Below are 24,637 nucleotides of genomic sequence, written 5' to 3' on the forward strand. Positions count from 1 at the left end.
AAAAAATATGAAGTAAAATATGATATAAATTCTCGATTTTGGCAATTAAAAAACTAATAAAATTAGCACACACTTATAAGTAACATATTTAAGCACTTAATATATCTAATAATCAGATTATTATATTATTTTATATAATTAAAAACATTACCGAGCATAAATAAGATAATCAAACAAGAGATGGTGTAATTAACAAATACATTTACCATAGAAAAAATCAGGAGCAGCAAAAACTCCAACCAAGTTCCCTCCGATCGCTTGCAACCGAATTAAGGAAGAAACACAGGCGTTATTAATGGACTATACAATTAACACAACGAGGAACTGAGGTTATAAAAAACACGGCTCCATTGCGTCTCATTTATCGCCGCTAAACACCCCGGATGATTAACCTCTACCCTATTTTATCGGGACGAAAAATTTCGGATATTTAGCATATCTAACAAATCAAAACCAGACCATGAGAATAAAAACCATCTTCATTATCGTTATCACTATTTTACTGACCATTGTTATTATGCAAAACAACAACCCGGTTAATTTGCAGGTATTATTTTTCAGCACCCGCACCTCGGCGTTAATGATGATGCTTGTCGCTGCCATTGCCGGTTTTATTATTGGTTACCTGGCAGGCCGACCGAAGATGAAAAAGATAGGAAACGATTACGACCACGGTTATGACGAGGGCGATGACAACACCCACGAGGGCTTGAATAAAGACAAAAGAAATACACTAAGTGATGAAGACAGGGAGTACATTAGTTAATGGAGGTTAGAGGTTGGAGATTAGGATTAGCAAGTTGTTGTTCTAATCTTTAACCTTTAATCTTTAATCACAACCCCTACCCCTTAAAAACCTGGTTGTCTTTTTCCAGGCCAGACAGGTCGGGTTTGGTTTGGAATATACCGAAGACCGAAGCCCCGCTCCCACTCATGCTGGCATATAATGCACCGGCTTCGTACAGCGCAGCCTTCACTCCTCTTATCACCGGGTGATTGGGAAATATAGATTCTTCAAAATCATTTTTAATGTAGTGCTTCCATTCGGCTACCGGCAGACCGATCAGTTCTTTTAATGACGAGCCGGACGGACGGGGTTTTACGCCACGGTAAGCTTCGGCGGTGGATACATGAGCAGGCGGCATCACCAGGGCGATATGATATGCCGACAGGTCAAGTTCTACCGGTTCAAATTCGTCGCCCTTACCAAAAGCATACACCGGTTTACTTTCGATAAAAAAGGCGCAGTCGGCGCCTAATTGGCGGGCGTACACGCGCATTTGCTCGGCATCTAATCCTAAAGAGAATTCTTGATTAAGCAGCTTGATAAAAAATGCCGCGTCGGCCGAGCCGCCACCCAGCCCTGCCCCTATCGGGATGTGTTTGTGCAGGTGGATGTTTACCGGCGGCAGGTCGAAATCTTTTTTCAACAGATCGTATCCTTTCAGACACAGGTTATCCTCGGTACGGCCGGGGATACCTAATCCCGACGCGTTAAAACTCATTTCATCGGCAGCAATAGTTTCCAGGGCATCGTGTATTTTAACCGGGTAAAAAACAGTTTCCAAATTATGGTAACCATCGGGCCGCCGACTGGTGATATTTAAACCGATATTAATTTTTGCGTTGGGGAATACGATCATTATAAAAACACTTAACAACGGCCTGTATTTTTGCACATCCGTAGGATACCAAAAATAGATTATTTTTCTTTGTAGTTGATTTTAAGTTTACAGTTGAATGTGTTGGATTAGGTTGATTAAGTTTCAACTACTCACCCAATCAACTCAATTAACCCAATCAACTAAAGAATGAAACAATATCTCGACCTGATGCGCCATGTACTGGAAAACGGCGCGCAAAAACACGACCGTACCGGCACCGGCACTATCAGCATATTTGGCTACCAGATGCGCTTTAATTTAAAGGATGGCTTTCCGCTGGTAACTACAAAAAAACTGCACCTGAAATCCATCATACACGAATTGATCTGGTTCCTGAGCGGCGATACCAATATCAAATACCTAAAAGATAACGGCGTTAAAATTTGGGACGAATGGGCCGATGCCGATGGCAACTTAGGGCCGGTATATGGCTATCAATGGCGTTCGTGGCCTACACCGGATGGCCGCCATATCGACCAGATCAGCCAGGTGGTAAAAGCGCTGAAGAACAATCCCGATTCTCGCCGCATCATGGTATCGGCCTGGAATGTGGGCGATGTAGAGCACATGGCGCTTCCACCCTGTCATAGCCTGTTCCAGTTTTATGTAGAGCCCCCTAACACAGCCAAAGGCGAAACAAAGGGTAAATTATCCTGCCAGCTTTACCAGCGCAGCGCCGATATATTTTTGGGTGTACCGTTCAATATCGCCTCATATGCATTGCTGACCATGATGATGGCGCAGGTATGCGAACTTGACCTCGGCGATTTTATTCACACCTTTGGCGATGCGCATTTGTACAACAATCACATCGAACAAGCCAATCTGCAATTAAGCCGTGAACCACGCCCGCTGCCAACAATGCGGATCAATCCGGATGTAAAGGATATTTTTGGTTTTAAGTTTGAGGATTTCACGCTGGAGAATTATGATCCGTGGCCGCATATTAAGGGGGCTGTGGCCGTTTAGTAATAGTTGGGTTGATTTTTTAGTTAAATTTAACCATATTTGTATATGTCGAGAGCTGAATTAAAATTGGAAATAGAAAAATTTATGGAAGACGCCCCTGAAACTGCATTATTAGAGGCTTTGCACATATTAATGGAAAATTCTTCTCAGTCTCATAAAGACATGTCTCGGGCAGATCATATCAAACTAATATTAAAAGAAGATCAGAATTTGCTGAACAGACTTGCACAATGATCATTTTAGAAGAAGTTATCCAACTTCATAACGAAATAATAAATCTTTCTGGTGGGGGTAACGGTTTGCGAGATGAAGGTTCGCTTATGGCTGCTTTAGCGCGGCCTTTCGCCACTTTTGATCAAATTGATCTTTATCCAACTGCTATTGAAAAAGCTACAGCTATTTTTGAAAGTATTGTTATCAATCATCCATTTATAGATGGGAATAAACGCACTTCGTATGTTTTAATGCGTTTAATGCTGCGCGAGGGCGGATGGGACATCAATGTTACCGAAGATGAAAAATATGAGTTTGTAATAGCAGCCAGCACTGGTGAAATAAGATTTGATGAAATAAAAGCCTGGCTGGAAGCAAAAGCAACAAAACTATGATCATCTCCGCCGTCGTAGCCATTGCCGAAAACAACGCCATTGGCAAAAACAACCAACTTTTGTGGCACTTGCCTAACGATCTGAAACACTTTAAACGGATCACCAGCGGGCATACCGTAATTATGGGCCGTAAAACTTATGATTCTGTCGGGAGACCGTTACCTAATCGCCGAAATATTATCATCACCCGCCAAAATATCGAAATCCCCGGCTGCGAGGTTGTCGGCTCGGTAGATGAAGCGATTGCCCTTTGCGCCGGTGAAGAGGAAGTTTTTATTGTAGGCGGCGCCGAGATATACAAACTGGCCATGCCGCAAACCGACCGGATCTATCTTACCATCGTACATCAATCATTTAACGCGGATGCCTACTTCCCGCAAATAGACGATAACGAATGGGCAGAGACAGAACGTGAAGACCACGGGACGGACGAAAAACACGCCATCCCCTATTCATTTATCACGCTGCAACGGCGCTAACATTTTCTGTCATCAAATTGTTTTAATTTAAAATTTTTGGGTTGCGAAATTTTATTAGATTTGCCGTCTTATTTAAAAAGGCTATAAACTAAATATATACATATTACAAAACAATGCAAGGTAAAGGGGTTATTAAATTTTTCGCCGTTCTGCTGGCACTATCGTGCTTATACCAGCTGTCCTTTACTTGGGTAACCAAGAAAGTTGAAAAAGACGCCGAAGTTTATTCGAAAGGAAACGAACAAAAAAAGAAGGCGTACCTGGATTCGGTATCGGCACTTCCGGTTTACCCGGTTTTCGGTCACAGTTATCAATACTGTAAAAACAAAGAGCTTGCGCTTGGTCTGGACTTAAAGGGTGGTATGAACGTTACCATGCAGATTGACCTGGGCGACCTGATCCGTGAATTATCAGACAAAAATCCAGATCCGGATTTTAACAGAGCACTTAGCGCTGCGGGTGCTGATGCCAAAACAAGCCCTGATAACTTCATCAACCTGTTTATGGCTGAATACAAAAAGATCAGCCCTAATGGTAAACTGGCTCCGATCTTTGCAACCAAAGCTAACCAAAGCCATATCAAGTTTGATGCGTCAAACAGCGAGGTTGAGGCTTTCCTGAAGGATCAGTCGAGCATTGCAGTTACCCAATCATTCAACATCCTGCGTACCCGTATCGATAAGTTTGGTGTAACACAGCCAAACATCCAGTTGCAAACAGGTACCAACCGTATCCTGATCGAGTTACCGGGTGTAACCGATGAAGACCGTGTGCGTAAGCTGTTACAAGGTTCGGCCAAGCTGGAGTTTTACGAAACTTACGAAAACCAGGAGGTTTACCAACTGCTGACCAATGTTAACGGCATACTTGCTGCTAAAAACAAGGCAGCCGGCAAAGATGCTGGTAAAGACACTACCGCAGCTGCAACCGCCGCCAAAAAAGACACCGCCGCCGAAAAGGCTGGTTCGCTTTTAGCTAAAGTGAAGAAAGATGCCGCTAAAGATACTTCATCTTTAAAAGGCAAACTGAAAGTAGAAGCCGAAAATCCGTTGTTTGCCAAATTGCAGCCTGCAACCTATACAGCCCAAAATGGCCAGCCGTCTCTGCGTCCTGGTCCTGCTGTTGGTTACGCAACCGAAAAAGACACAGCTGCTATCCACGCTTACTTCCAGCTACCCGAAGTGAAAGCTGTAATGCCGCAAAACCTGAAACTGGTTTGGGGTATTAAGCCAATGGATAAAACCAAAATATTTGAATTATACGCGTTGAAGACTTCAGGCGCTTCTAACGGTCCGGTATTAACCGGTGGCGTTATTACCGATGCCAACTCTGATATTAATCCACAGAGCGGCCTTTACGAGGTTACTATGGATATGAATTCGGAAGGTGCGCAGGCTTGGGCTCGTATAACTGCTGCCGCTGCCGGTAACCCTAAAGATGAGAACGACAACCGCTCTATCGCTATATCGTTAGATGATAACGTAGTTTCTGCACCACGTGTAAGTAACGAGATCACCGGTGGCCGTTCATCTATCAGTGGTAACTTTACCCAGGAAGAAACCAAGGACTTAGCCAACATCCTGAAAGCTGGTCGCTTGCCTGCTCCTGCCCGTATCGTATCTGAAGAAGTTGTTGGTCCGTCATTAGGCCAGGAATCAATCAACCACGGTTTGGCTGCAAGTATTGCCGGTTTAGTGGTGGTACTGGTATTTATGGTGGCTTACTACAACCGCGCGGGTACTATCGCTGTAGTTGCGGTAATTATCAACGTATTCTTCCTGATGGGCGTACTGACCAGCCTTGGCGCGGTGCTTACGCTTGACGGTATTGCCGGTATCATTTTAATATTAGGTATAGCGGTGGATGCCAACGTACTGATATATGAGCGTGTGCGCGAGGAAATGGCGCATGGTAAATCTATCCGTATAGCTGTTGCCGATGGTTTTAAACACGCTTTACCTTCAATCTTAGACTCTAACATCAGTACCTTCATCACTGGTTTAATACTGGCTGCGTTTGGTTCGGGCCCGATCTTAGGCTTCGCTACCACGCTGATGATCGGTATCGTTACCTCGCTGTTCTGTTCGTTACTGATCTCAAGGTTGATCTTCGAGTGGATGCTGGAAAAAGGCTGGGATATCAAATTCTCTAACCCATGGAGTTCGCATACCTTTAAAAACGCAAACTACGCGTTTGTTAAAAACCGCTTCAAGTTCTATGCATTCTCTGGTATTTTCATCTTAATTGGTGTTGGCTCTATGGTGACCCGTGGATTTAACTATGGTGTTGACTTTAAAGGTGGCCGTAATTACGAGATCAGGTTTGATAAAGCCGTTTCTACCCAGGCTGTGCACGATGAGTTAGACAAGATAATGGGCATTGGTAATACCGAGGTGAAAACTTTTGGAGCAGACAGCCAGATCCGTGTAACCACCGCTTACCTGATCGAGGATAACAGCCTGGCTACAGACGCGAAAGTTAAAGCTGATCTTGAAAAAGGCTTATCGAAAGTTAATCCTAAATTCACCATCATTGGCCAGGAAAAAGTAGGCCCTACCATAGCTAACGACTTAAAGACCTCGGCTATCTGGACAGTAATATTTGCCATTGTGGTAATTGCCGGTTATATCCTTATCCGCTTCCGTAAATGGCAGTTCAGCTTAGGCGCTATGATCGCTACCGCGCACGATGCCCTGCTGGTATTATCGTTCTTCTCGATATTTAAAGATATGCTGCCATTCTCGCTGGATATCGACCAGAAGTTTATCGCGGCCATTTTGACAGTAATTGGTTACTCTATTAACGATACCGTGGTTGTATTCGACCGTATCCGTGAGTTCCTTGACCTGCACCATTCAAAAACAGACGATCCGAAAACGGTTATCAACCAGGCGATCAACAGCACCTTAAGCCGTACCATTATCACCGCCTTAACCGTGATCTTCGTATTGGTTGTATTGTTCATCTTCGGTGGCGACGTATTACGCGGCTTCTCATTCGCGTTATTGATCGGGGTGTGCTTCGGTACTTACTCATCAATCTGCGTAGCTACGCCGGTAATTGTCGACTTCGGCAAAAAAGATTTGAAATAATAACGTAATCTTTAACAATATCAAAGGCTCCAAAGAACATTTGGAGCCTTTTTTGTTATACAATAAAGCGAAAAGCCAAAGGCAGAAAGCGAAAAGCTTTACCCGGCTTTATGTATTTTTGTATCAAACTTAATCATCCTTAAAGCTTTGTGCTTTCAGCATTCTGCTTTAAGCCCAAAACTATGGAAACATCAGCCCAAACCAAATTCCCCTTAGTAGTTATTGTAGGCGCCGGCTTCGGCGGCCTTGAAGTAGCCAAAGGCCTGGCCGATAAGCCAGTGGAAGTGTTAATGCTGGATAAGCACAATTACCATGTGTTCCAGCCCCTGCTTTACCAGGTGGCTACGGGCAGTTTAGAGGCCGAATCCATCGCTTTCTCTATCCGCAAGAACTTCGGTAGCCAAAAGAACTTCCGCTTTCGTATAGCCGAGGTTATGGGCATAGATGCCAAAACCAACACGCTTGACACCACCATTGGCGATATTAAATACGATTACCTGGTGATCGCCACCGGATCGACCACTAATTTTTTCGGCAATAAGGATATCGAGCATTATGCCATGCCGATGAAAAGCATCCCCGAGGCGCTTAACCTGCGCTACCTCATCCTGCAAAACCTGGAGGAGGCCGTACTGCAAAAAACCAAGGAAGACCGTGAGCCTTACCTCAACTTTGTGCTGGTAGGCGCCGGCCCTACCGGTGTGGAACTGGCAGGCGCCCTGGCCGAGTTACGTAATCACGTACTGGCCAAAGATTACCCCGAACTGAACAAGGAGCATATGAACGTATACCTGGTTGATTTCCTGCCGAAGGTATTAGGCCCTATGTCTGACGAAGCATCAAAGGGTGCTAAGGAGTTTTTAGTGAAGATGGGCGTTGAGGTAATGCTGAATACCAAGGTAGAAAGCTATGATGGCACCACCATAAAGTTCGAGGATGGTAAGACCATCCGCACCAGGAACGTGATCTGGTCGGCTGGTGTGATGGGGGTTATCCCTAAAGGTATCACCGACGAGCATATTGTGCGCGGTAACCGTATTAAAACCGATGCCATTAACCGGCTTGAAGGTTTTGAGAACATATTCGCCATTGGCGATGTGGCAGCTGTTATTACCGAAGATACGCCTAAAGGCCATCCCGGCGTGGCGCAGGTGGCTATACAACAGGGCCAGCAGGTAGCTAAAAATTTGGTGGCGATTATTAAGGGTGAACCAACCAAGCCGTTCAAATATTTCGATAAGGGATCGCTGGCCACTATTGGTAGAAACAAAGCCGTGGCCGACCTGGGCAAGATCAAGTTCCAGGGATTTTTTGCATGGTTGATATGGATGTTTGTACACCTGGTATCGCTGCTGGGTTTCCGCAATAAGATCATCGTATTTATTAATTGGATTGGCAGCTATATCAATTATAATGGCGGCACAAGGCTGATAATTCGTAGGTTTGTGCGGGACGATGTACCGGAAGACGCCAAGCATCTGCCCCAAACCGAATCATGAACCAAATTAAGTTAACCGAATGCCCGCGTGATGCCATGCAGGGCCTGCACGATTTTGTACCTACCAACGTAAAAGCCGCTTACATCAACCTGCTTTTGCAGTGCGGTTTTGATACGATCGACTTTGGCAGTTTTGTATCGCCAAAAGCCATCCCGCAAATGCAGGACACCGCCGCGGTGCTGGATAAACTGAACATGAGCAGCACCCAAAGTAAACTATTGGCCATTATAGCCAATTACAGGGGCGCTGAAGACGCTGTACAGCACGAACAGATCACTTACCTCGGTTTCCCGTTCTCGATCTCTGAGACGTTCCAGAAGCGAAATACGAATAGCACCATCGCTGAGTCATTCGATGGGGTAAAAAAAATTCAGGAGTTAGCCGTGCAAAAAGGCAAAACCTTGCTGGTGTATCTATCCATGGGTTTTGGTAACCCTTATGGCGATAAATGGAATACCGACCTTGTTTTAAACTGGGCTGAAAAGCTATCGGCCGAGGGAATAAAGGATATCGCGCTGGCTGATACCATCGGCATGGCATCACCCCAACAGATCAGGGAAGTGTATCCTGCCCTGACCGGCAATTTTACCGATGTGAACTTCGGCATCCACCTGCACTCCACTCCTACCACCTGGCGCGAAAAAGTAGAAGCGGCCTATCAAAGCGGCTGCACACATTTTGATACCGCTGTAAAAGGCTACGGCGGCTGCCCAATGGCTGCGGATGATCTGACAGGAAATATCGCTACTGAGAATGTACTGGCTTATCTTGCTGAGCAAGGGGTTAGCACCGGGATAGATATGGAGAAGTTCTCAGAGGCGATGGCGTATTCGGGTAGGATATTTGGATAGCCCATCCGCATAATGTCGATAGAGCATGGGATGGGAGAGTGCGTCAGCGCGAAAGAGAAATCTTATACGTGCAGCCAGTCGCACGTATAAGATTTCTCACTATCGTTCGAAATGACAGATTGGTGGTTACTTTTTCACCATCTTATAATGCCTTATCCCCGCCTCTTCAAACTCCGGCCCGGTTTTCTCAAAGCCGAAGCGTTGGTAAAGCGTTACAGCCGGTAATTGGGCATGCATATAGATGTAATTCGCATCATCAGGCAGATCGGCTAATACAGTGCGTACTAATTCCTGCCCCAGGCCAAAGCCACGGAATTTCTTTAATACAGCAAAGCGCTCTAACTTGTAGCCCTTGTCGGTTTTGCGCCAGCGGCAGGCACCGGCGGGCTCGCCATCTACGGTGGCTAAAAAGTGGGTCGATTCGTCTTCAAACTCCCATTCCAGTTCGGGTGGGCAATCCTGTTCAACTACAAATACTTCGCGGCGTATGGCAAATACCTTTTCAAGGTCGGCAGGGTCGGTTACTTTACTTACCTGTATGTTTCTGTTTTCGGGCATTGATGTAATGTGGTTTGGTTTTGTTATTAGCTACCTTGCTGTTATGGTTCTCCTCTGCCGCATCAATAGAATGTGTACAGGTAAGGTCATCTTCCAATAGGGCCAGCGCATTCAGCTTTACGTAAAATTTGTGCAGTTGATCGAGTTCTTTTTCGGTAAGGTCCTCGATGTCAACCATGCGATTGCTGGCCCCCTGGTGCGATGCTAACAGCTCGTTCAGCTTCAAATGTATAGCTTTTGAATCTTTATTTTGCGATTTCTGGATCAGGAAAACCATTAAAAAAGTAACAATTGTGGTACCGGTGTTAATGATCAACTGCCAGGTATCTGAATAATGAAATATAGGCCCGGTAACTATCCATATCACAATTACCGATATGGCAATTAAAAAAGCAGCTGAACTACCCGTAGCCATGGTAGCCCAGTTAGCAAAACGTTCGAACAAATTTTTCTTATTCTTAGCCATGGGGTATAGTTTAAAAATCAGTACAAATAAATGTAAACAGAAAACGCCAGTACAACAATGTACCGGCGTTTTTGTGATATTAAAACTGTAAGTTTTACAACTTGCTGTTCACATCTATACAGTTCAGATCTTCGAAAGCTACTTTAAGGCGTTTAACAAAGTTCTCTTCGCCTTTACGCAGCCATACGCGCGGATCGTAGTATTTTTTGTTCGGAGAATCCTCGCCATCGGGGCTGCCGATCTGGCTTTGCAGGTAGCCTTCTTTAGATTTATAGTAATCTTTAATACCTTCCCAAAAAGCCCATTGCATATCGGTATCGATATTCATCTTAATGGCACCGTAAGAGATGGCCTCGCGGATCTCCTCCTGGCTCGAACCCGAACCGCCGTGGAATACAAAGTTGATCGGCTTCTCGGCATCAAGGTTAAACTTCTTCTTTACATACTCCTGCGAATTATGCAGGATAACCGGCTGCAACTTCACATTACCCGGTTTGTAAACGCCGTGTACGTTACCAAAAGCAGCCGCTACGGTAAAGCGCGGACTAACCTTCAGTAAGTGCTCGTAAGAGTAAGAAACCTCCTCTGGCTGGGTATATAAACGTGAGCTATCTACGTCGCTGTTATCAACGCCATCTTCTTCGCCGCCGGTTACGCCTAACTCTATTTCAAGGGTCATGCCCATTTTGGCCATACGCTCCAGGTATTTGGCTGATATTTCGATATTTTCTTCGATAGGCTCTTCCGACAGGTCGAGCATGTGCGATGAGAACAGCGGTTTACCTGTTTCGGCAAAGAACTTCTCGCCGTGATCTAACAAGCCATCTATCCATGGTAACAATTTTTTGGCGGCATGGTCGGTATGCAGGATAACTGCTACGCCATAGTGCTCGGCCAATAAATGCACGTGCTTGGCAGCAGATACACCACCCAAAATGCAAGCCTGCAACGCCGAATTATCTAAGGATTTGCCGGCATAAAACTGCGCGCCACCGTTTGATAACTGGATAATAACCGGCGATTTAACCGCAGCGGCTGTTTCCATTACCGCGTTAATGCTGTTAGTACCAATAACGTTTACAGCCGGCAACGCAAACTGGTGCTTTTTGGCTATTTCAAATAGTTCCTGCACCTGGTCGCCGTGCAGTACCCCTTTGTAGTTTTTCAGATCCATGGATTGTTTATTTTGATTTCCCGAAGTTAGGTATTAGAGATGAGATGTGAGACATGAGATGTGAGATTTGAGACAAAAAATCAACTGCAATCGATGGTGCATGCGTTATCTCACATCTCGTATCTAATATCTCACATCTATTGCCAAACATCTAAAGAAATTTTTCGTTTCTTTGCAGGTACATTGAACGAAGAAGAAACAAATATGTCGTGGTTTAAAAGGGAACTTAAGGGAATAATTACGTCTACTGAAGATAAAAAGGAAGCCCCCGACGGGATATGGAATAAATGCCCGCAATGTAAAAAGCCGTTACATTATTCAGAACAAGTTGAAAACCAGTACGTATGCCACTACTGCGGTTTTCACATCCGCATAGGCTCTAAAGAATATTTTTCGATACTGTTTGATAACAACGAGTTTACCGAAATTGCGCCTAACCTAACATCGGGCGACCCGCTAAGCTTTGTAGACACCAAGAAATATAGCGACCGACTTAAAGATACCATCAAAAAAACCGGACTTAACGACGCTATCCGCGCTGCCTACGGCAAGATAGACGGGCAGGACATTGTGATCGCTTGTATGGATTTTAACTTCATCGGCGGCTCGATGGGTTCAGTAGTGGGCGAAAAGATAGCCCGTTCTATCGATCATAGCATAGCTACTAAAGCCCCGTTCCTGATGATATCAAAATCAGGCGGTGCACGTATGATGGAGGCGGCATTCTCGCTGATGCAGATGGCCAAAACATCGGCCAAGCTGGCTTTACTGGCCCAGGCTAAGGTTCCGTATATTTCATTACTAACCGACCCAACTACCGGTGGTGTAACTGCATCATACGCTATGCTGGGCGATATCAACATTGCCGAGCCAGGCTCGCTGATCGGATTTGCTGGTCCTCGCGTCATTAAGGAGACCATTAAGAAGGACTTACCTAAAGGCTTCCAAACTGCAGAGTTTGTGCAGGAGCACGGCTTCCTTGATTTTATTGTAGATCGCAGGGAGATGAAAGATAAGCTGGCATCGTTCCTGAGGATGATGGCTAATTAGTTTTTCCTCAAACCGTCATCCTGAGCGATAGCGAAGGATCCCCGAGAAGCAGAGCGGTAATGTATAGCTTGGGATGTTTCGCTATCGCTCAACATGACGAATTGTATATAAAAAGAGAAGCGGTCCGAATTTCGGGCCGCTTCTCTTTTTATATATTTTCTGAAAGCCCCCTCTCCCTCGGAGAGGGGTTGGGGTGAGGTCTTTACTCTGCCGATTTCGACATCAAAGCAGGCGCAACCGCTTTCTTATTTACCAACACTGAAATAGTATTGATGGCAAAATAAGGCATGCTCACATAAATATAACCCGCGTTCGGGCCAACCTTACCCCACGAGTTTTTTACGATAAAGTATTCGTTACCTTTATCATCTTTAGCTAAGCCGGTGATCTGCATCAGGTGGTCATCCTGGGTTACCTGCCTGTCAAACAGGTCCTGGCGAATGGCAGCAGTAGGTTTTTGTTCAACAAAGGTATCAAATGTTTTAACATCATCAGCGCTACGGGTCCACTTGGCATAACCCTTATTTTGCTGGAAGCCGCTATTGCTAACGTCGGCATCCCAGGCCAGTGTGTAGCCCTTCATAATGGCCTGCTTCACGCTGTTCATCATTTCCTCTAACGGCACGTTATAAAACATGTTGCTGTTATAGTTATCGGGCACCTCCATCGCAAAGGTGGTGTAGAATGGGTGATGCGTGAAAGAGGTGATGCCTACATAGTCAGATAACTTCAGCGCTACATTTTCCGCAGCGAAGCTTTTAGGCGTATACTCTTTACCGTTATAAGTAAATTTTTCCGGCGGCGTACCCAGGTAGCTTTTTAAGATATTCTTATAGGCAACTTCCCAGTTTTGCGGGATGGTGTCTTTATATTTCTTCAGCATATCATCAAGGTAACCTTTCAGTTTGCCTTCCATCTCGCCGTCTTTGTTCAGCACATTATCCTTGCCTACGCCTGGGTAAATTTCCTGCGGGATGGCGCCATAAGTATTGGTGCAATAGATCATATCCTGCTGGATGCCACCTTCGGTAAAGCGCGTATTGCCACGGCGGCGAACATACTTCTCGGCCTTATCAATGTATAAGCTGTAAACGGTAAACACTTCCGACAGGTCGGCTTCGGGCTGCTGTTTGAACAATAATTCGCTTTCGGCCAATGCTGTGCTGGAGAAGCACCAGCAGGTGCCAGACATGCCCTGATTTTTTACCGGGGTAGCGGCGTTACTTTTAATAACAGTGAATTTTGGCGCTTGCGCAAACAGGCTGCCGGCAGCCAAACAAAGTGCCAGGGGGAATAAAACTCTCTTCATTGGTTTAATTTTTATAAATCAAATATATAAAAATTCATTTCCATAAAACTTAGTGCCAATGGTGTAAAAAGCAAAAAGACCGCTAAATAGCAGTCTTTTTACCCCTGTTAGTTTGCAGGAAACCTTTGTACTTATGTACCTAACCCAACTGTACCATCCAAAGCACCTTTGCCTTCTACATTTTCGTCAGGCAGATCGGCAAGGCTGCCGTCCTGGTTTAAAACATTGAATGGTTTGCTCTTATCAGGTCCGCGTGTTTCCAAACTACCCGATTTATTATTGGCATCCGGCGATGTATTTTCGTCCGGCACCCTTATCCATTGTTCGGCGCCCGCGTTGCGGGGACCTTTATTTTCGTTATTCATAACCTTAGTTTTAATTCAACCTATCCGTAGCTCCTGCTATGGACTATCGACTATTAACTATGGACTACTTTATATCCCCTCAGTCCCCGGCTCATGCCCTACCATGCGACCGGTTGAGCGGCCGTGGTTGCCCGGTGTAAAATCAGTTTCGGCGCGGCCTTCTGATGGAAATTCGTGCGTGCGTGGTGGGGTAACATCAGTTTGCTCGCTGTACGATGCATCGTTACCATCATCATGCTGCTGCACTTCCTGCTGCTGCGAGTAGCCCTGCTGTTCGTTGTCAGCTTGCTCGCGTTCAGGCGTTTCATTATCTCTTCTTTGTGGTACTTCGTTCGGGTTTGAATCATTCCATGATCCGTTTCCCATATTTTCATTGGTATTCATAGGTTTGTAATTTTAAGTATTAATTAATAAACCTATGGATTGAGGTAATTGTTTTTCAGAAAAACGAATTATGGAACTAAAACATAGATTTTATCATGTCCCGATATAGCTATGCTTTTAGTGTGTTGGTTGTAGCATATCTGTGGCAAATATTCTTTTGAATTCATAATCGCCGAGTTTTGTAACCCGCTATCAATTTCTTCGTATTTAACTATAATTTCACCAGTATTAAGGTCGATTAATTTGGGATATTTATATAAATCCCAAGCTAAACTCTCATTTATAGAAAACAGATTACCAAATTCCGTTTTAGGGGATATTAGTTTAGTAACTGCCATAGTTTCCAGTTGAAGAATTGCGATATGATTCGGTGGTAAATCTTTTATCTCATCGTCAATTACTTCTTCTGATGATCCGATAAGAATCGAGCTATTGTCAATAAAGCTTGCCGTACAAATTTCTGTTCCTACGTAATTAAAGATATTCGCATCAGCATCAAGTAATTTAGGGTTAGCGATACATTCCGGCACGCGATATGTCGCCACTACATCTAATGGGTGCCAAAGCCAGCCTTTGCTAATTAATGTTGACTGGTCTGGACTAACTTCTAATCGTGAATGAAAAATATCCTCAGGTTCACGTACAGGCACATCCGTTATCAACTCTCCTGTTTCTACATCTTCAAAATCAAGTTGGTTGTATGCCTTTGGGCAGTGAACAAGATATGTGTTGCCCATGAATGTTATGAATGCTGCTGGATATTCATATGCATCAGCAAAATAATAAGACCGATTGATCTCTCTTAAAAGTTTCCTATTCTTCAAGAGCAATCCTTTTGTGCCAAATTTTTGATATATAAAAGCATATTCTCCATTTTGGGATGAAATCGACTTATTAAATCCAAAAGCAAAGTAACTATTGCTTAATTGCTTACTACTTCCATCTAAAGAATACAGCTTAAACGCTGCCCAATCTATAATATCATCTCCATACCAATCAATGGTTCTTACGCGTTCTGCCTTTAGTTCTATTTTCCTCATAGGTTTTAGGTTATTCATTTACTATAATATACACAAAAAAAGCCAATAACAAAAGTTATTGGCTTCAAATATTTTTGAGACGATACCTACTTACGCGTTCACCAGGCAAATATCCTTAACCTTAGCTACCGCGTAATCTATCTCCTCTTTAGTAGTATACTTTGAGAACGAGAACCTCACCGACGGCCGGTCAGGGCTTGCGCCGATGGCAGTCAACACGTGCGAGCCGATATTACTGCCCGAGCTACAGGCGCTGCCACCCGATGCAGAGATACCGGCAATATCCAGGTTGAACAGCAGCATATCGCCCATATCCATTTCCGGGAACGACACATTCAGCACGGTGTACAGGCTTTTATCTTCATCGGTCTCACCGTTGAATTTAATACCCGGAACGGCTTCTTCCAGTTGCTGCTTCATATAGGTCTTCAGGCCCTGTATATGCTGCCTGTGTTCCTCCATTTCGGTGTAGCAGATATCCAGCGCTTTGGCCAGGCCGGCGATGCCGTAAATATTTTCTGTACCGCCGCGCATGTTGCGTTCCTGCGCGCCGCCGTATATCATGGGTTTTATTTTTACCTTGTGGTTCACGTATAAAAAGCCAACTCCTTTCGGTCCGTGGAATTTATGCGCGGCACAGGCTATGAAATGAATTTTAAGCTTGCCCAGATCGTGCGGGTAGTGGCCCATGGTTTGCACGGTATCGCAGTGGTAAATGGCATCATACTTTTCGCAGATGTCGCCTACGCGTTCGATCTCGGTAAGGGTACCCAACTCGTTATTGGCATGCATCAGGGATACAAAAGTGCGGCCCTGGTTTTGCAGCATTTCTTCTAACTGATCGTAGTTAACGTGGCCTTTACTGTCTACATCAACAAATTTAAGATCGATAAGGCCGTTCTTTTCCATGGCTTCCAGCGTGTGGATCACCGCGTGGTGCTCCAGTTTGCTGGTGATGGCGAACTTCAGGCCTAAGTCGGTAATACCGCAACGGATGGCAGTATTATCAGCCTCAGTACCGCCCGAAGTAAAGAAGATCTCGGCCGGCGAGGTATGCAGTAAACCTGCTACCGTTTTACGGGCCTTTTCTATCAGTGAACGTGCTTCGCGCCCATGCGCGTGAATTGATGAAGGATTGCCATACTGGCTTTCCATTACCTGGGTCATTTCTTTTAACACTGCGGGATCCATCGGGGTCGTAGCAGCGTTATCTAAGTATACGCGCATGTGTTTGTAAGTTTTAGTTAGTATACCATAGATCAACGGATTTGCGGTCCGGATTTTCTGACTAACTGAGTTTTAAAATTTCTTTTATATCGTTAATGATCTTATTGGCCAGGTTGTTGGCAACCGTTTCCGAGTTACCTTCAGAATAGATCCTGATAATTGGTTCGGTGTTTGACCGGCGCAAATGTACCCATTCTTTATCAAATTCTATCTTTAATCCGTCGATTGTGGTATGCGGCTGACTTTTGTACTTCTCCTCCACCTTCAATAGCAGCGAATCGATATCCATTTCGGGTGTCAGCGTGATCTTATTTTTAGAGATAAAGTAGTTAGGATAGCTGCTTTTCAGCACCGAAACCGGTTTGCCGTATTTAGCCAGGTGCGTTAAAAATAAGGCGATACCGGCCAGCGCGTCGCGGCCATAGTGTAGTTCAGGGTAGATCACCCCGCCATTGCCCTCGCCGCCAATGATGGCGTTGGTGGCTTTCATTTGGTTCACTACGTTCACCTCTCCTACCGCGGCAGCGTTGTATTCGCCACCAGCCCGCTCTGTCACATCGCGCAGGGCCCGGGTTGACGACAGGTTTGATACGGTATTGCCTTTTTGATTCTTCAGGATATAATCGGCAACAGCTACCAGTGTATACTCTTCGCCAAACATGTTGCCATCTTCGCAAACAAAGCACAGGCGGTCAACATCAGGGTCAACGGCTATGCCTAAGTCAGCACGTTTGGCCAAAACCTCTTTTGATAGGTCGATCAGATTCTCGGGCAGCGGTTCCGGATTGTGCGGAAATTTGCCATCAGGTTCGCAGAATAGTTTATGTATGGTTTGCACGCCCAGCGCTTCCAGTAAAGCAGGCACAAAGATGCCCCCGGTAGAGTTAACGCAATCTATCACCACCTTAAAATTGGCTTTGGCAATGGCGTCCACATCAACCAGTGGCAGGGCCAGTATCATATCGATATGTTTTTGCAGGTAGCTGTCATCCTGCGACACAGTACCCAGGTCGTTTACGTCGGCATAGCTAAAATCGCTGCGTTCGGCAATATCCAGCACTTCTTTGCCATCGGTATCACTGATAAATTCGCCAGCGGCGTTCAGCAGTTTCAGCGCATTCCATTGTTTGGGGTTGTGGCTGGCAGTAAGGATAATGCCACCGGCCGCTTTTTCTAACGGCACGGCAACTTCAACGGTAGGTGTGGTAGACAGACCCAGATCGACCACATCGATCCCCAGGCCCTGTAATGTACCGATCACCAGGTTGTTTACCATTGTGCCTGATAAACGGGCATCGCGACCTACTACGATCTTTTTAATCCCCGACTTTTTTACAGCCCAGCTTCCATAAGCCGATGTAAATTTCACCACATCCAACGGGGTTAAACCATCGCCGGCAGCGCCGCCTATTGTCCCTCTAATTCCTGATATTGATTTTATGAGTGTCAAAGTATAATTGATTTTATTGCGTCAAAAATAAAAATTTATTGGGTTGATGTTGATATTAATTGATCTAATACCACAACGAACTTTCCCGGCCACTGTTTGGCTAAAGCCAGGATATTCTTGTTAATTATCCGTCCCTTAAAAAGGGACGGCAATGAATCTGCATTGAGCTTTGGTTGAAACAAAAATTCATTGCTGTGTTTATTTTGGCTAAAGCCACCTTACGCACCATTCTTATCCGGTGCTTAAAAGCAACGGTAATAAAATTAGCAGACATCCACTTTCATAAAGATAAATTCATTGCCGTTGGCTTCAGCCAACGGATAACCAATATACCTATTCCGGGCTTTAGCCTAACAATTCAATTAATTGGTATATTTAGCCATTTGCAATATTACTATGCCCGGATACCTGTTACAACTCGACCGTAAGCTGTTCTACTTTATTAACCACACATTATCTAACCGGTTTTTCGATTGGATAATGCCCTATATGCGTTACCCGCAGTTTTGGATCCCGGTTTACGTGTTCATATTGATATTTTGCATATGGCGATATAAAAAGCAGGGCGTTATCATCCTTCTGCTGTTGGTAGCCACCTTTGGCGTGGCCGATTTCGGCAGCGCCAGCATCATCAAACCCGCGGTAAAGCGCATACGGCCATGTAACGACCCGGCATTGAGTCAAACCATCATTAGCCGCATTCCCTGTGGCACGGGCTATAGCTTCCCCTCATCGCACGCCAGCGACCATTTTGCTATCGCGATTTTTCTGATCATGGTATTTCATAAACGTTGGCGTGGGATATGGTTTTGGTGTTTGCTATGGGCCTGCCTGGTTTGCTTCGCGCAAATATATGTAGGTGTGCACTACCCTATTGACATTTTGGCGGGTGCTATTTATGGCACGATAGTGGGGTACCTGTTTGGCGCGGTATTATTAAAAAAGATATTACCCGGTTTTTAAATGGCGATCTGGAAGATACTTATCCTTTTTTTGGCGGCCTTTGGCGGCGGCATATCAGTGTTTTTATTCAAAGGTGGCAACCATAAGCAGTTGAAGCTGGTGCTTTCCTTTAGCGGCGCTTACCTGTTTGGCATTACCGTTTTGCATTTGATCCCCGATGCATATCATGGCAACGATAACATGGTGGGCGTGTTTATCCTTATCGGTTTCCTGTTTCAAATTGTGTTAGAGCAGTTTTCTGACGGGATCGAGCACGGGCATATCCATACGCACGTGCACAATCACGATAAGATCATTTTCCCCTTAGGCATTATGGTGAGCCTCTGCCTGCACGGTTTTTTAGAGGGCATGCCCCTGGCCGAGGGTCAGCAAAACCAACTGGTGTTTGGCATTGCCCTACACCATATTCCGGCGGCTTTTGCACTGGGGAGTGTTCTGCTGGCACACCATGTAAAAAAAGGCAGCACTATATTTTACTTGTTCCTGTTTGCCATAATGGCACCCGCGGGCTATTTTTTCAGTACGATGCTGAGCAGCGGCGGCATTGGCAACCTGCAGCAGTATTTTAACCGCATTATGGGCGTGGTGATCGGTATCTTCCTGCATATCTCTACCACCATCCTGTTCGAATCATCCGAGGATCATAAATTTAATACCCGTAAACTGATAGCCGTGCTGACTGGTGTGGGGATTGCGTTGGGGATGTTTTTAATGGAAATATAAGCCTGAACTAAACGTGGCTTACCAAAAGAACAAACCCGCGATAATTGCAGCCGCTATATAACTTAATGCCGAAGCGATTAGTTTACCGATCACAAACATTTTATGATAATTAACATAAATGGCGCTGCCCAATTCGGTTATTAAACTAAAACATCCAAAGCAGACCAGGCCTAACTTGCAATTTGATAAAACATTGGCCGGAAGCACATAGTGCGAGCCTATCTTGAGGTAAAAAGTGGTAAATAAAATGCCGAACAATAACGAAAGCAAGGTACTATAAGTGTAACTGGTGTAACTTTCAGGGCGCCAGGTTTGTGGAGTAAGTGCCTGGTAGCGGTGAAATAAGAAACCAATAATAAACCATTCGATAATGGTAGTTGCCACGCCTATACAAACAGCCGACAAAATAAAGTGAATTGTTGTCATGATAATCAGGGTTTATATAAAGGTAGTTTTTATTTTTAATATAAAAACCTGATTAACAACACCTTTATTTGCTTTGACTTTTATAAAACCCGTAACGCGTTAGCCCCGCAACTTATCCAGCAGATCGCTCAGCTGCGCGGCCTCATCTTCAGTAAGATTATCTTTTAGCAGATCTTTCGCTTTAAACTCGCCATCCATTTTAGAAAGGACCTCCAGCCCAAGGTCGCTAATGCGGATATCTACAGCGCGGCGGTCTTTTTTGTTAGTGCAGCGCGATACCATACCCTTTTGGATCAGGCGGTCGACGATGCGTGAAGCGTCGGACATTTTATCTATCATACGTTCCTTTAGCAGATTGATGGTAGCCGGATTAGGATATTGGCCACGTAAAATGCGCAGGATATTAAATTGCTGGGTGGTGAGGTTATGCTTCTCGAATTTATCGCGGTTGGCGTTGGATAGCCAGTTATAGGTGTAGGAAATATTGATGATCACCTTATGGTAATTATCTTCAAAATTGGTGCTTTGTATTTCCTTATCTATTTGCATCGTTACGCAAATTAACAAATTTACAACTTATTTGTGTTCCTGCTTTTTTTCCTGTTTGGGTTTCCCGTAATCCCAGGGGCAATGCAGGCATTTATTTTTACAGCAATATCCGCGTTTTAAATGGTACTCGCGTGTAAACACAAAGTTACCATCCTGGTTGATATAATAATCGATATTTTCCTGCAGGCTCACGCTAACATTTTTACAAAAATACGATTACTAAAGTGCGCCGCCAAATAGCGTCCATCGCCATGCAGGGTCCATATTTGTTGCGGATTGGTTTGTTCAATCACTTGTAATATATCATTCCAATCCACATGGTCGGACAACATCAGCGTATCATGTTCGTTCACCTGCAAATTCTTCCAGCCCGAAGCGAACAGACGCTTAACCCCAACTGCCTTAAAATAACTATCGAACGTAAAGGGCGGGACGATGTACACATATTCGTCCTGGTTCTTCATCAGCTTACGGCTATACAGCTCATATTTACCCAATGGGAAGCCCATCTGCTCGTAAACAGCATTCAGCGGCATAATGCGGTGATGTACCAGTATTTTTTTCCGGGGGATGATATCATTGATCATGCGGATCAGCCGTTGGCTTTTACCCAACCCGTAGGCCCCCAGCAGGATATTGATCTTCATATCAGCCATCTTTTGTACTTCTGCAACCGGGTCTGGGTGTTGGGTCTCCGGATTGGCGAAGGTGCTTTCGGTGATCAATACATCGGCCTGCACAAATTTATACGGGGCACAGGTAGCATCTGCCTGTAGTTTATAATCGCCGGTATACAGGTATTTAACGCCATTGTACTCCATCAGCACCTGGGCCGAGCCCAGCATATGCCCTGCAGAAATAAGCGTGATATTGACCTTACCCAGCGTAAAGATTTGATGATAGGCCACCAAATGAAAAACCTTACCCGCGTTTTTACCATAACGGATCTGCATGAAGCGATAAGTGGCTTCGGTGCAGTAAACATCGCTATTACCGCTAACCGCGTGATCGCCATGGGCATGAGAGACAACCGCATTCTTTACCGGCTGCTGCGGATCGAGGTAGAAATCGCCATAAGGGCAGTATAAGCCTATCGCGTTATAATAAATAAAATCGTCGGCGATCATTTACTAAGGGATAAATAAAGCTGGTGCAGGGCCAACACCTGGGGTATCACCAGTTGTGTATCATCGTTACGGATCAGGTCATCGGCCAGGCTGATCTTCTTTTCTTCGCTAAATTGTTTGGCGTTGCGGCTTTCGGCTTCAGCGCGGGTGATGTTATCGCGTTTTAAAATGCGCTGCATGCGTAGTTCCAACGGGGCAGCCACCATTAACGAGCGGTCGCACATTTTGTACGAACCGCTTTCAAATAGTATCGCGGCCTCTTTGATAACGTAGGGAACACCGGCACGTTGCTGCAACAACCAATTATCAAATGTCCTAAAGGTGGCCGGATGTACCAGTGCGTTTAGCTTTTTCAGCTCAGCATCGTTATTAAAAACAATACCGCCTATGTGCCTGCGGTTAAGCGAACCATCGGCAAAGTACGATTCATCACCAAAGGCTTGTTTGATACCGGCAATCAGTTCGGCATCCTGCACCATTACGTTTTTAGCATGGTCATCGGCATAAAATACCGGTATACCAAGCACTTCAAATACTTTGCTTACGGTGGTTTTGCCACTGCCGATGTTACCGGTGATGCCTACTTTAAACATGGAGATCGGGTTTACTTAAAGGCACAGTGCACAGGACACCCCTCTTGAGAGGGGTAGGGGTGTGTCCTTTACCTACATTTTGTAAATGACACACCCCTTCCGTTCCATAGGCTTTCGCGCCCCCTCTCAAGAGGGGAGTTAAGAATTGATATGTGTGCTGTACCATTACTTCTTCACTATAAAATCAATATTACGCGGCTCTATGCTTACAATTTTACAATGCGGTGGCACCTGGGTAAGGTTTACCGGCAATGTGGTATAACCTTTTTTTCGCCACAGGTCAAGGTTGGCGGTTGCTTCAAAAAGGCCCTCATCGGTTTCGGCATATTTACCAAGCGATACGGTAAAAGTAAGCTTAACCTTTTGCGGGAAGATCTTTACATTGTCGTAATCAGGATTCAGCAGTTTTACCGGTACGTACAATGTTTTTTCGGTAAACTCATCAACCGGGATATTCACCTCTACCGTTTTGGGGACGATCGTCATGCTGCCATCATTCACCGGGCGCAAAGTGAGGCGGTTGCTGTAAGCTTCGTTAATGTTTCGCAGCTTCAGCGAATCGGTAGGCCATTGGCTGATGTTATTGATCCGGTTAGCCGGGCCGCTGATAGTTACATAAGCGGGCTTAATACCGATATCATCCGACAACCCAAACTGCCTTTGATAATTGATAGCCAGCATTAGTTTAACAGGCACCCGCTTCATCATGCGGTTGGTAAAATCAAAATACAGTGTATCTGGCGATATGGCGATCACCATGTTTGATGAATCGCGCCCGGCATTGATCTGCCCTATCTGGGTACCCAGCACCACATAATTACGCTGCTCAAGCGTGTGCAGGTCGATACTGATCTTACCAGCCTGCAATTTAGAGAACAGCATCTGCCAGCCGTTACCATGTATGGTAACATCAACCGTATCCGACTGTAAGGAGTGGAACGCCCGCTTTTGAGGTGAGTTTTTAAAAGTAAGCACCTGTTTCACCACATACTCATGATCTTCGCTCAGTGCCACAAAAACCCAGGCCACGGCAGCCAGCACCAGGCAGGTAATAAATACCGACAGGCGCCTGCGTTCGATAGCCGATAGTTTGATGATGGCCATGTACCTCTCCCCAACCCCCTCTCCGATGGAGAGGGGGCTATTATATATGTTTAATTTAAGTGATCCACCCTAAAAGTCCTCTCCTTTGGAGAGGATTTAGGTGAGGTGCTTTACGCTAAAAAAATGAAGTGCCGTTCAATTAATACATTGAACGGCACTTAAATAACGACTGCGTGAAAAACTATTTCTTTTCAGCCGGTGGTGTGTTCAATGCCTTTGACGCATCCAGCGAAATGGCCGATTTGTCAAATTTGATCTTTACGTTATTGTCAACCTCAATTAAAAAGTAAGTTTCGGTTATGGTAGCCACTTTACCGTGGATGCCCGCGGTTGTGATCACCTTATCGCCTATTTTAATTTCGTCAACATATTTTTTTTGATCTTTTTGCTTTTTAACCTGCGGACGGATCATAAAAAAGTAGAACACCACGATAATTAATATCATAGGCACTACACCGCCCAAACTACCAAAACCACCGCCAGCGGCCTGTAATAAAACTGTTGCTATCATTCTATATTTAAAAATTTACTTTTTTGCGTTCTTCTCCAGCACTTCGCCTACCAAATGCACTACTGTGTTGGCTGGTAAGGTATTGGCCACAATGGTTACCATTTTATCCTGCAGGCCCGATTTACCTTCGCTGCTGAATGTTACTTTTATAACGCCGCTTTCGCCTGGTTTTATTGGCGTATGCGGCCACTCGGGCTTGGTGCAGCCGCAGGTAGCAAAGCTATCTGATATAATCAGGGGTGATTTGCCTTCGTTTACAAATTTGTATTCGTGCGTAACCTTATCGCCGGTGTTTATCTTCCCAAAATCAAAGGCGTCATTATCAAACTTCATCTTTGGCGCGTTCTCTTTGGTTACGGCGGCGCCTGCTGCCGGTTGTGAAGCGGTGCTACCGTTACTATTGCTGCATGAAGCTAATACCGCTACCGAAAAAATGGCTATTAATACACGTTTCAT

The 24,637-nt window shown here is 45.0% G+C and carries 29 protein-coding genes; 11 read left to right on the forward strand and 18 right to left on the reverse strand.

Translation table 11 applies throughout. From position 1 onward, the window contains the following. The first annotated feature begins 460 nt into the window (after nucleotides 1-460). The gene (locus HQ865_RS12510; protein WP_173415218.1) at nucleotides 461-766 is read left to right on the forward strand and encodes a LapA family protein; all 306 of its coding nucleotides are present in this window, start codon (nucleotides 461-463) and stop codon (nucleotides 764-766) included. 76 nt (nucleotides 767-842) lie between these two features. On the opposite strand, the gene ispE is transcribed toward HQ865_RS12510, so the two are convergent. Next, nucleotides 843-1,643, reverse strand: a complete 801-nt coding sequence (gene ispE / locus HQ865_RS12515) for a 4-(cytidine 5'-diphospho)-2-C-methyl-D-erythritol kinase (protein WP_173415219.1) — start codon at nucleotides 1,641-1,643, stop codon at nucleotides 843-845. A 168-nt stretch (nucleotides 1,644-1,811) separates the two neighbouring features. Between ispE and HQ865_RS12520 the strand changes: the two genes are divergently transcribed. The 7 genes from HQ865_RS12520 (at nucleotide 1,812) to HQ865_RS12550 (ending at nucleotide 9,162) form a co-directional block, all read left to right on the forward strand. Further along, nucleotides 1,812-2,633 carry a thymidylate synthase gene (locus HQ865_RS12520; RefSeq protein ID WP_173415220.1) on the forward strand — a complete coding sequence of 274 codons (822 nt, stop codon included), beginning with the start codon at nucleotides 1,812-1,814 and terminating at the stop codon, nucleotides 2,631-2,633. A 45-nt stretch (nucleotides 2,634-2,678) separates the two neighbouring features. After that, nucleotides 2,679-2,867: a hypothetical protein gene (locus HQ865_RS12525; protein ID WP_173415221.1), complete on the forward strand. Its 189-nt coding sequence runs from the start codon at nucleotides 2,679-2,681 to the stop codon at nucleotides 2,865-2,867. Then, nucleotides 2,864-3,241, forward strand: a complete 378-nt coding sequence (locus tag HQ865_RS12530; protein WP_173415222.1) for a type II toxin-antitoxin system death-on-curing family toxin — start codon at nucleotides 2,864-2,866, stop codon at nucleotides 3,239-3,241. Before HQ865_RS12525 ends, HQ865_RS12530 begins: the two co-directional genes overlap by 4 nt. Further along, nucleotides 3,238-3,720: a dihydrofolate reductase gene (locus HQ865_RS12535; RefSeq protein ID WP_173415223.1), complete on the forward strand. Its 483-nt coding sequence runs from the start codon at nucleotides 3,238-3,240 to the stop codon at nucleotides 3,718-3,720. The genes HQ865_RS12530 and HQ865_RS12535 overlap by 4 nt, the downstream gene beginning before the upstream one ends. Before the next feature lie 113 nt (nucleotides 3,721-3,833). Next, nucleotides 3,834-6,812 carry a protein translocase subunit SecDF gene (gene secDF, locus HQ865_RS12540; protein ID WP_173415224.1) on the forward strand — a complete coding sequence of 993 codons (2,979 nt, stop codon included), beginning with the start codon at nucleotides 3,834-3,836 and terminating at the stop codon, nucleotides 6,810-6,812. 182 nt (nucleotides 6,813-6,994) lie between these two features. Beyond that, nucleotides 6,995-8,311, forward strand: a complete 1,317-nt coding sequence (locus HQ865_RS12545; RefSeq protein ID WP_173415225.1) for an NAD(P)/FAD-dependent oxidoreductase — start codon at nucleotides 6,995-6,997, stop codon at nucleotides 8,309-8,311. After that, on the forward strand, nucleotides 8,308-9,162 hold the full coding sequence (locus tag HQ865_RS12550; protein ID WP_173415226.1) for a hydroxymethylglutaryl-CoA lyase: 855 nt from the start codon (nucleotides 8,308-8,310) through the stop codon (nucleotides 9,160-9,162). The genes HQ865_RS12545 and HQ865_RS12550 overlap by 4 nt, the downstream gene beginning before the upstream one ends. A gap of 126 nt (nucleotides 9,163-9,288) precedes the next feature. Here HQ865_RS12550 and HQ865_RS12555 read toward each other — a convergent pair whose 3' ends face one another. The 3 genes from HQ865_RS12555 to fbaA all read right to left on the reverse strand — a co-directional run bounded on the left by HQ865_RS12555 (nucleotide 9,289) and on the right by fbaA (nucleotide 11,360). Beyond that, the gene (locus HQ865_RS12555) at nucleotides 9,289-9,720 is read right to left on the reverse strand and encodes a GNAT family N-acetyltransferase (protein ID WP_173415227.1); all 432 of its coding nucleotides are present in this window, start codon (nucleotides 9,718-9,720) and stop codon (nucleotides 9,289-9,291) included. Further along, nucleotides 9,689-10,186, reverse strand: coding sequence for a low affinity iron permease family protein (locus HQ865_RS12560; RefSeq protein ID WP_173415228.1), 498 nt, complete (start codon nucleotides 10,184-10,186; stop codon nucleotides 9,689-9,691). Before HQ865_RS12560 ends, HQ865_RS12555 begins: the two co-directional genes overlap by 32 nt. Nucleotides 10,187-10,280: 94 nt before the next feature. Continuing rightward, nucleotides 10,281-11,360 carry a class II fructose-bisphosphate aldolase gene (gene fbaA, locus HQ865_RS12565; RefSeq protein ID WP_173415229.1) on the reverse strand — a complete coding sequence of 360 codons (1,080 nt, stop codon included), beginning with the start codon at nucleotides 11,358-11,360 and terminating at the stop codon, nucleotides 10,281-10,283. 204 nt (nucleotides 11,361-11,564) lie between these two features. Here fbaA and accD point away from each other — a divergent pair, with 204 nt between their 5' ends. Then, nucleotides 11,565-12,410, forward strand: a complete 846-nt coding sequence (gene accD, locus HQ865_RS12570; RefSeq protein WP_173415230.1) for an acetyl-CoA carboxylase, carboxyltransferase subunit beta — start codon at nucleotides 11,565-11,567, stop codon at nucleotides 12,408-12,410. Between the two features lie 202 nt (nucleotides 12,411-12,612). On the opposite strand, the gene HQ865_RS12575 is transcribed toward accD, so the two are convergent. From HQ865_RS12575 to glmM, 6 genes are all read right to left on the reverse strand, one after another. Further along, on the reverse strand, nucleotides 12,613-13,719 hold the full coding sequence (locus tag HQ865_RS12575; RefSeq protein WP_173415231.1) for a C1 family peptidase: 1,107 nt from the start codon (nucleotides 13,717-13,719) through the stop codon (nucleotides 12,613-12,615). Nucleotides 13,720-13,850: 131 nt separating this feature from the next. Beyond that, nucleotides 13,851-14,084, reverse strand: coding sequence for a hypothetical protein (locus tag HQ865_RS12580; protein WP_173415232.1), 234 nt, complete (start codon nucleotides 14,082-14,084; stop codon nucleotides 13,851-13,853). Nucleotides 14,085-14,153: 69 nt separating this feature from the next. Continuing rightward, the gene (locus tag HQ865_RS12585; protein WP_173415233.1) at nucleotides 14,154-14,468 is read right to left on the reverse strand and encodes a hypothetical protein; all 315 of its coding nucleotides are present in this window, start codon (nucleotides 14,466-14,468) and stop codon (nucleotides 14,154-14,156) included. 68 nt (nucleotides 14,469-14,536) lie between these two features. Beyond that, a complete protein-coding gene (locus HQ865_RS12590) occupies nucleotides 14,537-15,508 on the reverse strand; it encodes a hypothetical protein (RefSeq protein WP_173415234.1) in 972 nt (323 codons plus the stop codon). A gap of 90 nt (nucleotides 15,509-15,598) precedes the next feature. Continuing rightward, nucleotides 15,599-16,735 carry a cysteine desulfurase family protein gene (locus HQ865_RS12595; RefSeq protein ID WP_173415235.1) on the reverse strand — a complete coding sequence of 379 codons (1,137 nt, stop codon included), beginning with the start codon at nucleotides 16,733-16,735 and terminating at the stop codon, nucleotides 15,599-15,601. 61 nt (nucleotides 16,736-16,796) lie between these two features. Next, entirely contained in the window at nucleotides 16,797-18,185 is a 1,389-nt protein-coding gene (gene glmM / locus HQ865_RS12600; protein ID WP_173415236.1) for a phosphoglucosamine mutase, read from the reverse strand. 396 nt (nucleotides 18,186-18,581) lie between these two features. Between glmM and HQ865_RS12605 the strand changes: the two genes are divergently transcribed. Both HQ865_RS12605 and HQ865_RS12610 read left to right on the forward strand, forming a co-directional pair. After that, nucleotides 18,582-19,148 carry a phosphatase PAP2 family protein gene (locus HQ865_RS12605; protein WP_173415237.1) on the forward strand — a complete coding sequence of 189 codons (567 nt, stop codon included), beginning with the start codon at nucleotides 18,582-18,584 and terminating at the stop codon, nucleotides 19,146-19,148. Next, nucleotides 19,149-19,871, forward strand: coding sequence for a ZIP family metal transporter (locus HQ865_RS12610; protein ID WP_173415238.1), 723 nt, complete (start codon nucleotides 19,149-19,151; stop codon nucleotides 19,869-19,871). It begins immediately after the preceding gene. Nucleotides 19,872-19,889: 18 nt separating this feature from the next. Here HQ865_RS12610 and HQ865_RS12615 read toward each other — a convergent pair whose 3' ends face one another. The 8 genes from HQ865_RS12615 to HQ865_RS12650 form a co-directional block, all read right to left on the reverse strand. After that, nucleotides 19,890-20,297: a hypothetical protein gene (locus HQ865_RS12615; RefSeq protein WP_173415239.1), complete on the reverse strand. Its 408-nt coding sequence runs from the start codon at nucleotides 20,295-20,297 to the stop codon at nucleotides 19,890-19,892. A gap of 99 nt (nucleotides 20,298-20,396) precedes the next feature. Then, a complete protein-coding gene (locus tag HQ865_RS12620; RefSeq protein ID WP_173415240.1) occupies nucleotides 20,397-20,846 on the reverse strand; it encodes a MarR family winged helix-turn-helix transcriptional regulator in 450 nt (149 codons plus the stop codon). A 27-nt stretch (nucleotides 20,847-20,873) separates the two neighbouring features. After that, nucleotides 20,874-21,038 carry a DUF5522 domain-containing protein gene (locus HQ865_RS12625; protein WP_317170051.1) on the reverse strand — a complete coding sequence of 55 codons (165 nt, stop codon included), beginning with the start codon at nucleotides 21,036-21,038 and terminating at the stop codon, nucleotides 20,874-20,876. Beyond that, on the reverse strand, nucleotides 21,035-21,973 hold the full coding sequence (locus tag HQ865_RS12630; RefSeq protein WP_173415241.1) for an MBL fold metallo-hydrolase: 939 nt from the start codon (nucleotides 21,971-21,973) through the stop codon (nucleotides 21,035-21,037). The genes HQ865_RS12625 and HQ865_RS12630 overlap by 4 nt, the downstream gene beginning before the upstream one ends. Then, nucleotides 21,970-22,566, reverse strand: coding sequence for a dephospho-CoA kinase (gene coaE, locus HQ865_RS12635; RefSeq protein WP_173415242.1), 597 nt, complete (start codon nucleotides 22,564-22,566; stop codon nucleotides 21,970-21,972). The genes HQ865_RS12630 and coaE overlap by 4 nt, the downstream gene beginning before the upstream one ends. Nucleotides 22,567-22,731: 165 nt before the next feature. Continuing rightward, nucleotides 22,732-23,670, reverse strand: coding sequence for a CdaR family protein (locus HQ865_RS12640; RefSeq protein ID WP_173415243.1), 939 nt, complete (start codon nucleotides 23,668-23,670; stop codon nucleotides 22,732-22,734). A gap of 181 nt (nucleotides 23,671-23,851) precedes the next feature. Further along, nucleotides 23,852-24,181, reverse strand: a complete 330-nt coding sequence (yajC, locus tag HQ865_RS12645; protein WP_173415244.1) for a preprotein translocase subunit YajC — start codon at nucleotides 24,179-24,181, stop codon at nucleotides 23,852-23,854. 15 nt (nucleotides 24,182-24,196) lie between these two features. Continuing rightward, nucleotides 24,197-24,637 carry a DUF1573 domain-containing protein gene (locus tag HQ865_RS12650; RefSeq protein ID WP_173415245.1) on the reverse strand — a complete coding sequence of 147 codons (441 nt, stop codon included), beginning with the start codon at nucleotides 24,635-24,637 and terminating at the stop codon, nucleotides 24,197-24,199.

The organism is Mucilaginibacter mali, from assembly GCF_013283875.1.
In the GTDB taxonomy this organism is placed as follows: domain Bacteria; phylum Bacteroidota; class Bacteroidia; order Sphingobacteriales; family Sphingobacteriaceae; genus Mucilaginibacter; species Mucilaginibacter mali.

What these genes read in the sequence shown, in the direction of transcription:
- HQ865_RS12510 (WP_173415218.1), top strand. Translation starts at nt 461, where the DNA reads ATGAGAATAAAAACCATCTTCATTATCGTTATCACTATTTTACTGACC.
- ispE (WP_173415219.1), bottom strand. Translation starts at nt 1,643, where the DNA reads ATGATCGTATTCCCCAACGCAAAAATTAATATCGGTTTAAATATCACC.
- HQ865_RS12520 (WP_173415220.1), top strand. Translation starts at nt 1,812, where the DNA reads ATGAAACAATATCTCGACCTGATGCGCCATGTACTGGAAAACGGCGCG.
- HQ865_RS12525 (WP_173415221.1), top strand. Translation starts at nt 2,679, where the DNA reads ATGTCGAGAGCTGAATTAAAATTGGAAATAGAAAAATTTATGGAAGAC.
- HQ865_RS12530 (WP_173415222.1), top strand. Translation starts at nt 2,864, where the DNA reads ATGATCATTTTAGAAGAAGTTATCCAACTTCATAACGAAATAATAAAT.
- HQ865_RS12535 (WP_173415223.1), top strand. Translation starts at nt 3,238, where the DNA reads ATGATCATCTCCGCCGTCGTAGCCATTGCCGAAAACAACGCCATTGGC.
- secDF (WP_173415224.1), top strand. Translation starts at nt 3,834, where the DNA reads ATGCAAGGTAAAGGGGTTATTAAATTTTTCGCCGTTCTGCTGGCACTA.
- HQ865_RS12545 (WP_173415225.1), top strand. Translation starts at nt 6,995, where the DNA reads ATGGAAACATCAGCCCAAACCAAATTCCCCTTAGTAGTTATTGTAGGC.
- HQ865_RS12550 (WP_173415226.1), top strand. Translation starts at nt 8,308, where the DNA reads ATGAACCAAATTAAGTTAACCGAATGCCCGCGTGATGCCATGCAGGGC.
- HQ865_RS12555 (WP_173415227.1), bottom strand. Translation starts at nt 9,720, where the DNA reads ATGCCCGAAAACAGAAACATACAGGTAAGTAAAGTAACCGACCCTGCC.
- HQ865_RS12560 (WP_173415228.1), bottom strand. Translation starts at nt 10,186, where the DNA reads ATGGCTAAGAATAAGAAAAATTTGTTCGAACGTTTTGCTAACTGGGCT.
- fbaA (WP_173415229.1), bottom strand. Translation starts at nt 11,360, where the DNA reads ATGGATCTGAAAAACTACAAAGGGGTACTGCACGGCGACCAGGTGCAG.
- accD (WP_173415230.1), top strand. Translation starts at nt 11,565, where the DNA reads ATGTCGTGGTTTAAAAGGGAACTTAAGGGAATAATTACGTCTACTGAA.
- HQ865_RS12575 (WP_173415231.1), bottom strand. Translation starts at nt 13,719, where the DNA reads ATGAAGAGAGTTTTATTCCCCCTGGCACTTTGTTTGGCTGCCGGCAGC.
- HQ865_RS12580 (WP_173415232.1), bottom strand. Translation starts at nt 14,084, where the DNA reads ATGAATAACGAAAATAAAGGTCCCCGCAACGCGGGCGCCGAACAATGG.
- HQ865_RS12585 (WP_173415233.1), bottom strand. Translation starts at nt 14,468, where the DNA reads ATGAATACCAATGAAAATATGGGAAACGGATCATGGAATGATTCAAAC.
- HQ865_RS12590 (WP_173415234.1), bottom strand. Translation starts at nt 15,508, where the DNA reads ATGAGGAAAATAGAACTAAAGGCAGAACGCGTAAGAACCATTGATTGG.
- HQ865_RS12595 (WP_173415235.1), bottom strand. Translation starts at nt 16,735, where the DNA reads ATGCGCGTATACTTAGATAACGCTGCTACGACCCCGATGGATCCCGCA.
- HQ865_RS12605 (WP_173415237.1), top strand. Translation starts at nt 18,582, where the DNA reads ATGCCCGGATACCTGTTACAACTCGACCGTAAGCTGTTCTACTTTATT.
- HQ865_RS12610 (WP_173415238.1), top strand. Translation starts at nt 19,149, where the DNA reads ATGGCGATCTGGAAGATACTTATCCTTTTTTTGGCGGCCTTTGGCGGC.
- HQ865_RS12615 (WP_173415239.1), bottom strand. Translation starts at nt 20,297, where the DNA reads ATGACAACAATTCACTTTATTTTGTCGGCTGTTTGTATAGGCGTGGCA.
- HQ865_RS12620 (WP_173415240.1), bottom strand. Translation starts at nt 20,846, where the DNA reads ATGCAAATAGATAAGGAAATACAAAGCACCAATTTTGAAGATAATTAC.
- HQ865_RS12630 (WP_173415241.1), bottom strand. Translation starts at nt 21,973, where the DNA reads ATGATCGCCGACGATTTTATTTATTATAACGCGATAGGCTTATACTGC.
- coaE (WP_173415242.1), bottom strand. Translation starts at nt 22,566, where the DNA reads ATGTTTAAAGTAGGCATCACCGGTAACATCGGCAGTGGCAAAACCACC.
- HQ865_RS12640 (WP_173415243.1), bottom strand. Translation starts at nt 23,670, where the DNA reads ATGGCCATCATCAAACTATCGGCTATCGAACGCAGGCGCCTGTCGGTA.
- yajC (WP_173415244.1), bottom strand. Translation starts at nt 24,181, where the DNA reads ATGATAGCAACAGTTTTATTACAGGCCGCTGGCGGTGGTTTTGGTAGT.
- HQ865_RS12650 (WP_173415245.1), bottom strand. Translation starts at nt 24,637, where the DNA reads ATGAAACGTGTATTAATAGCCATTTTTTCGGTAGCGGTATTAGCTTCA.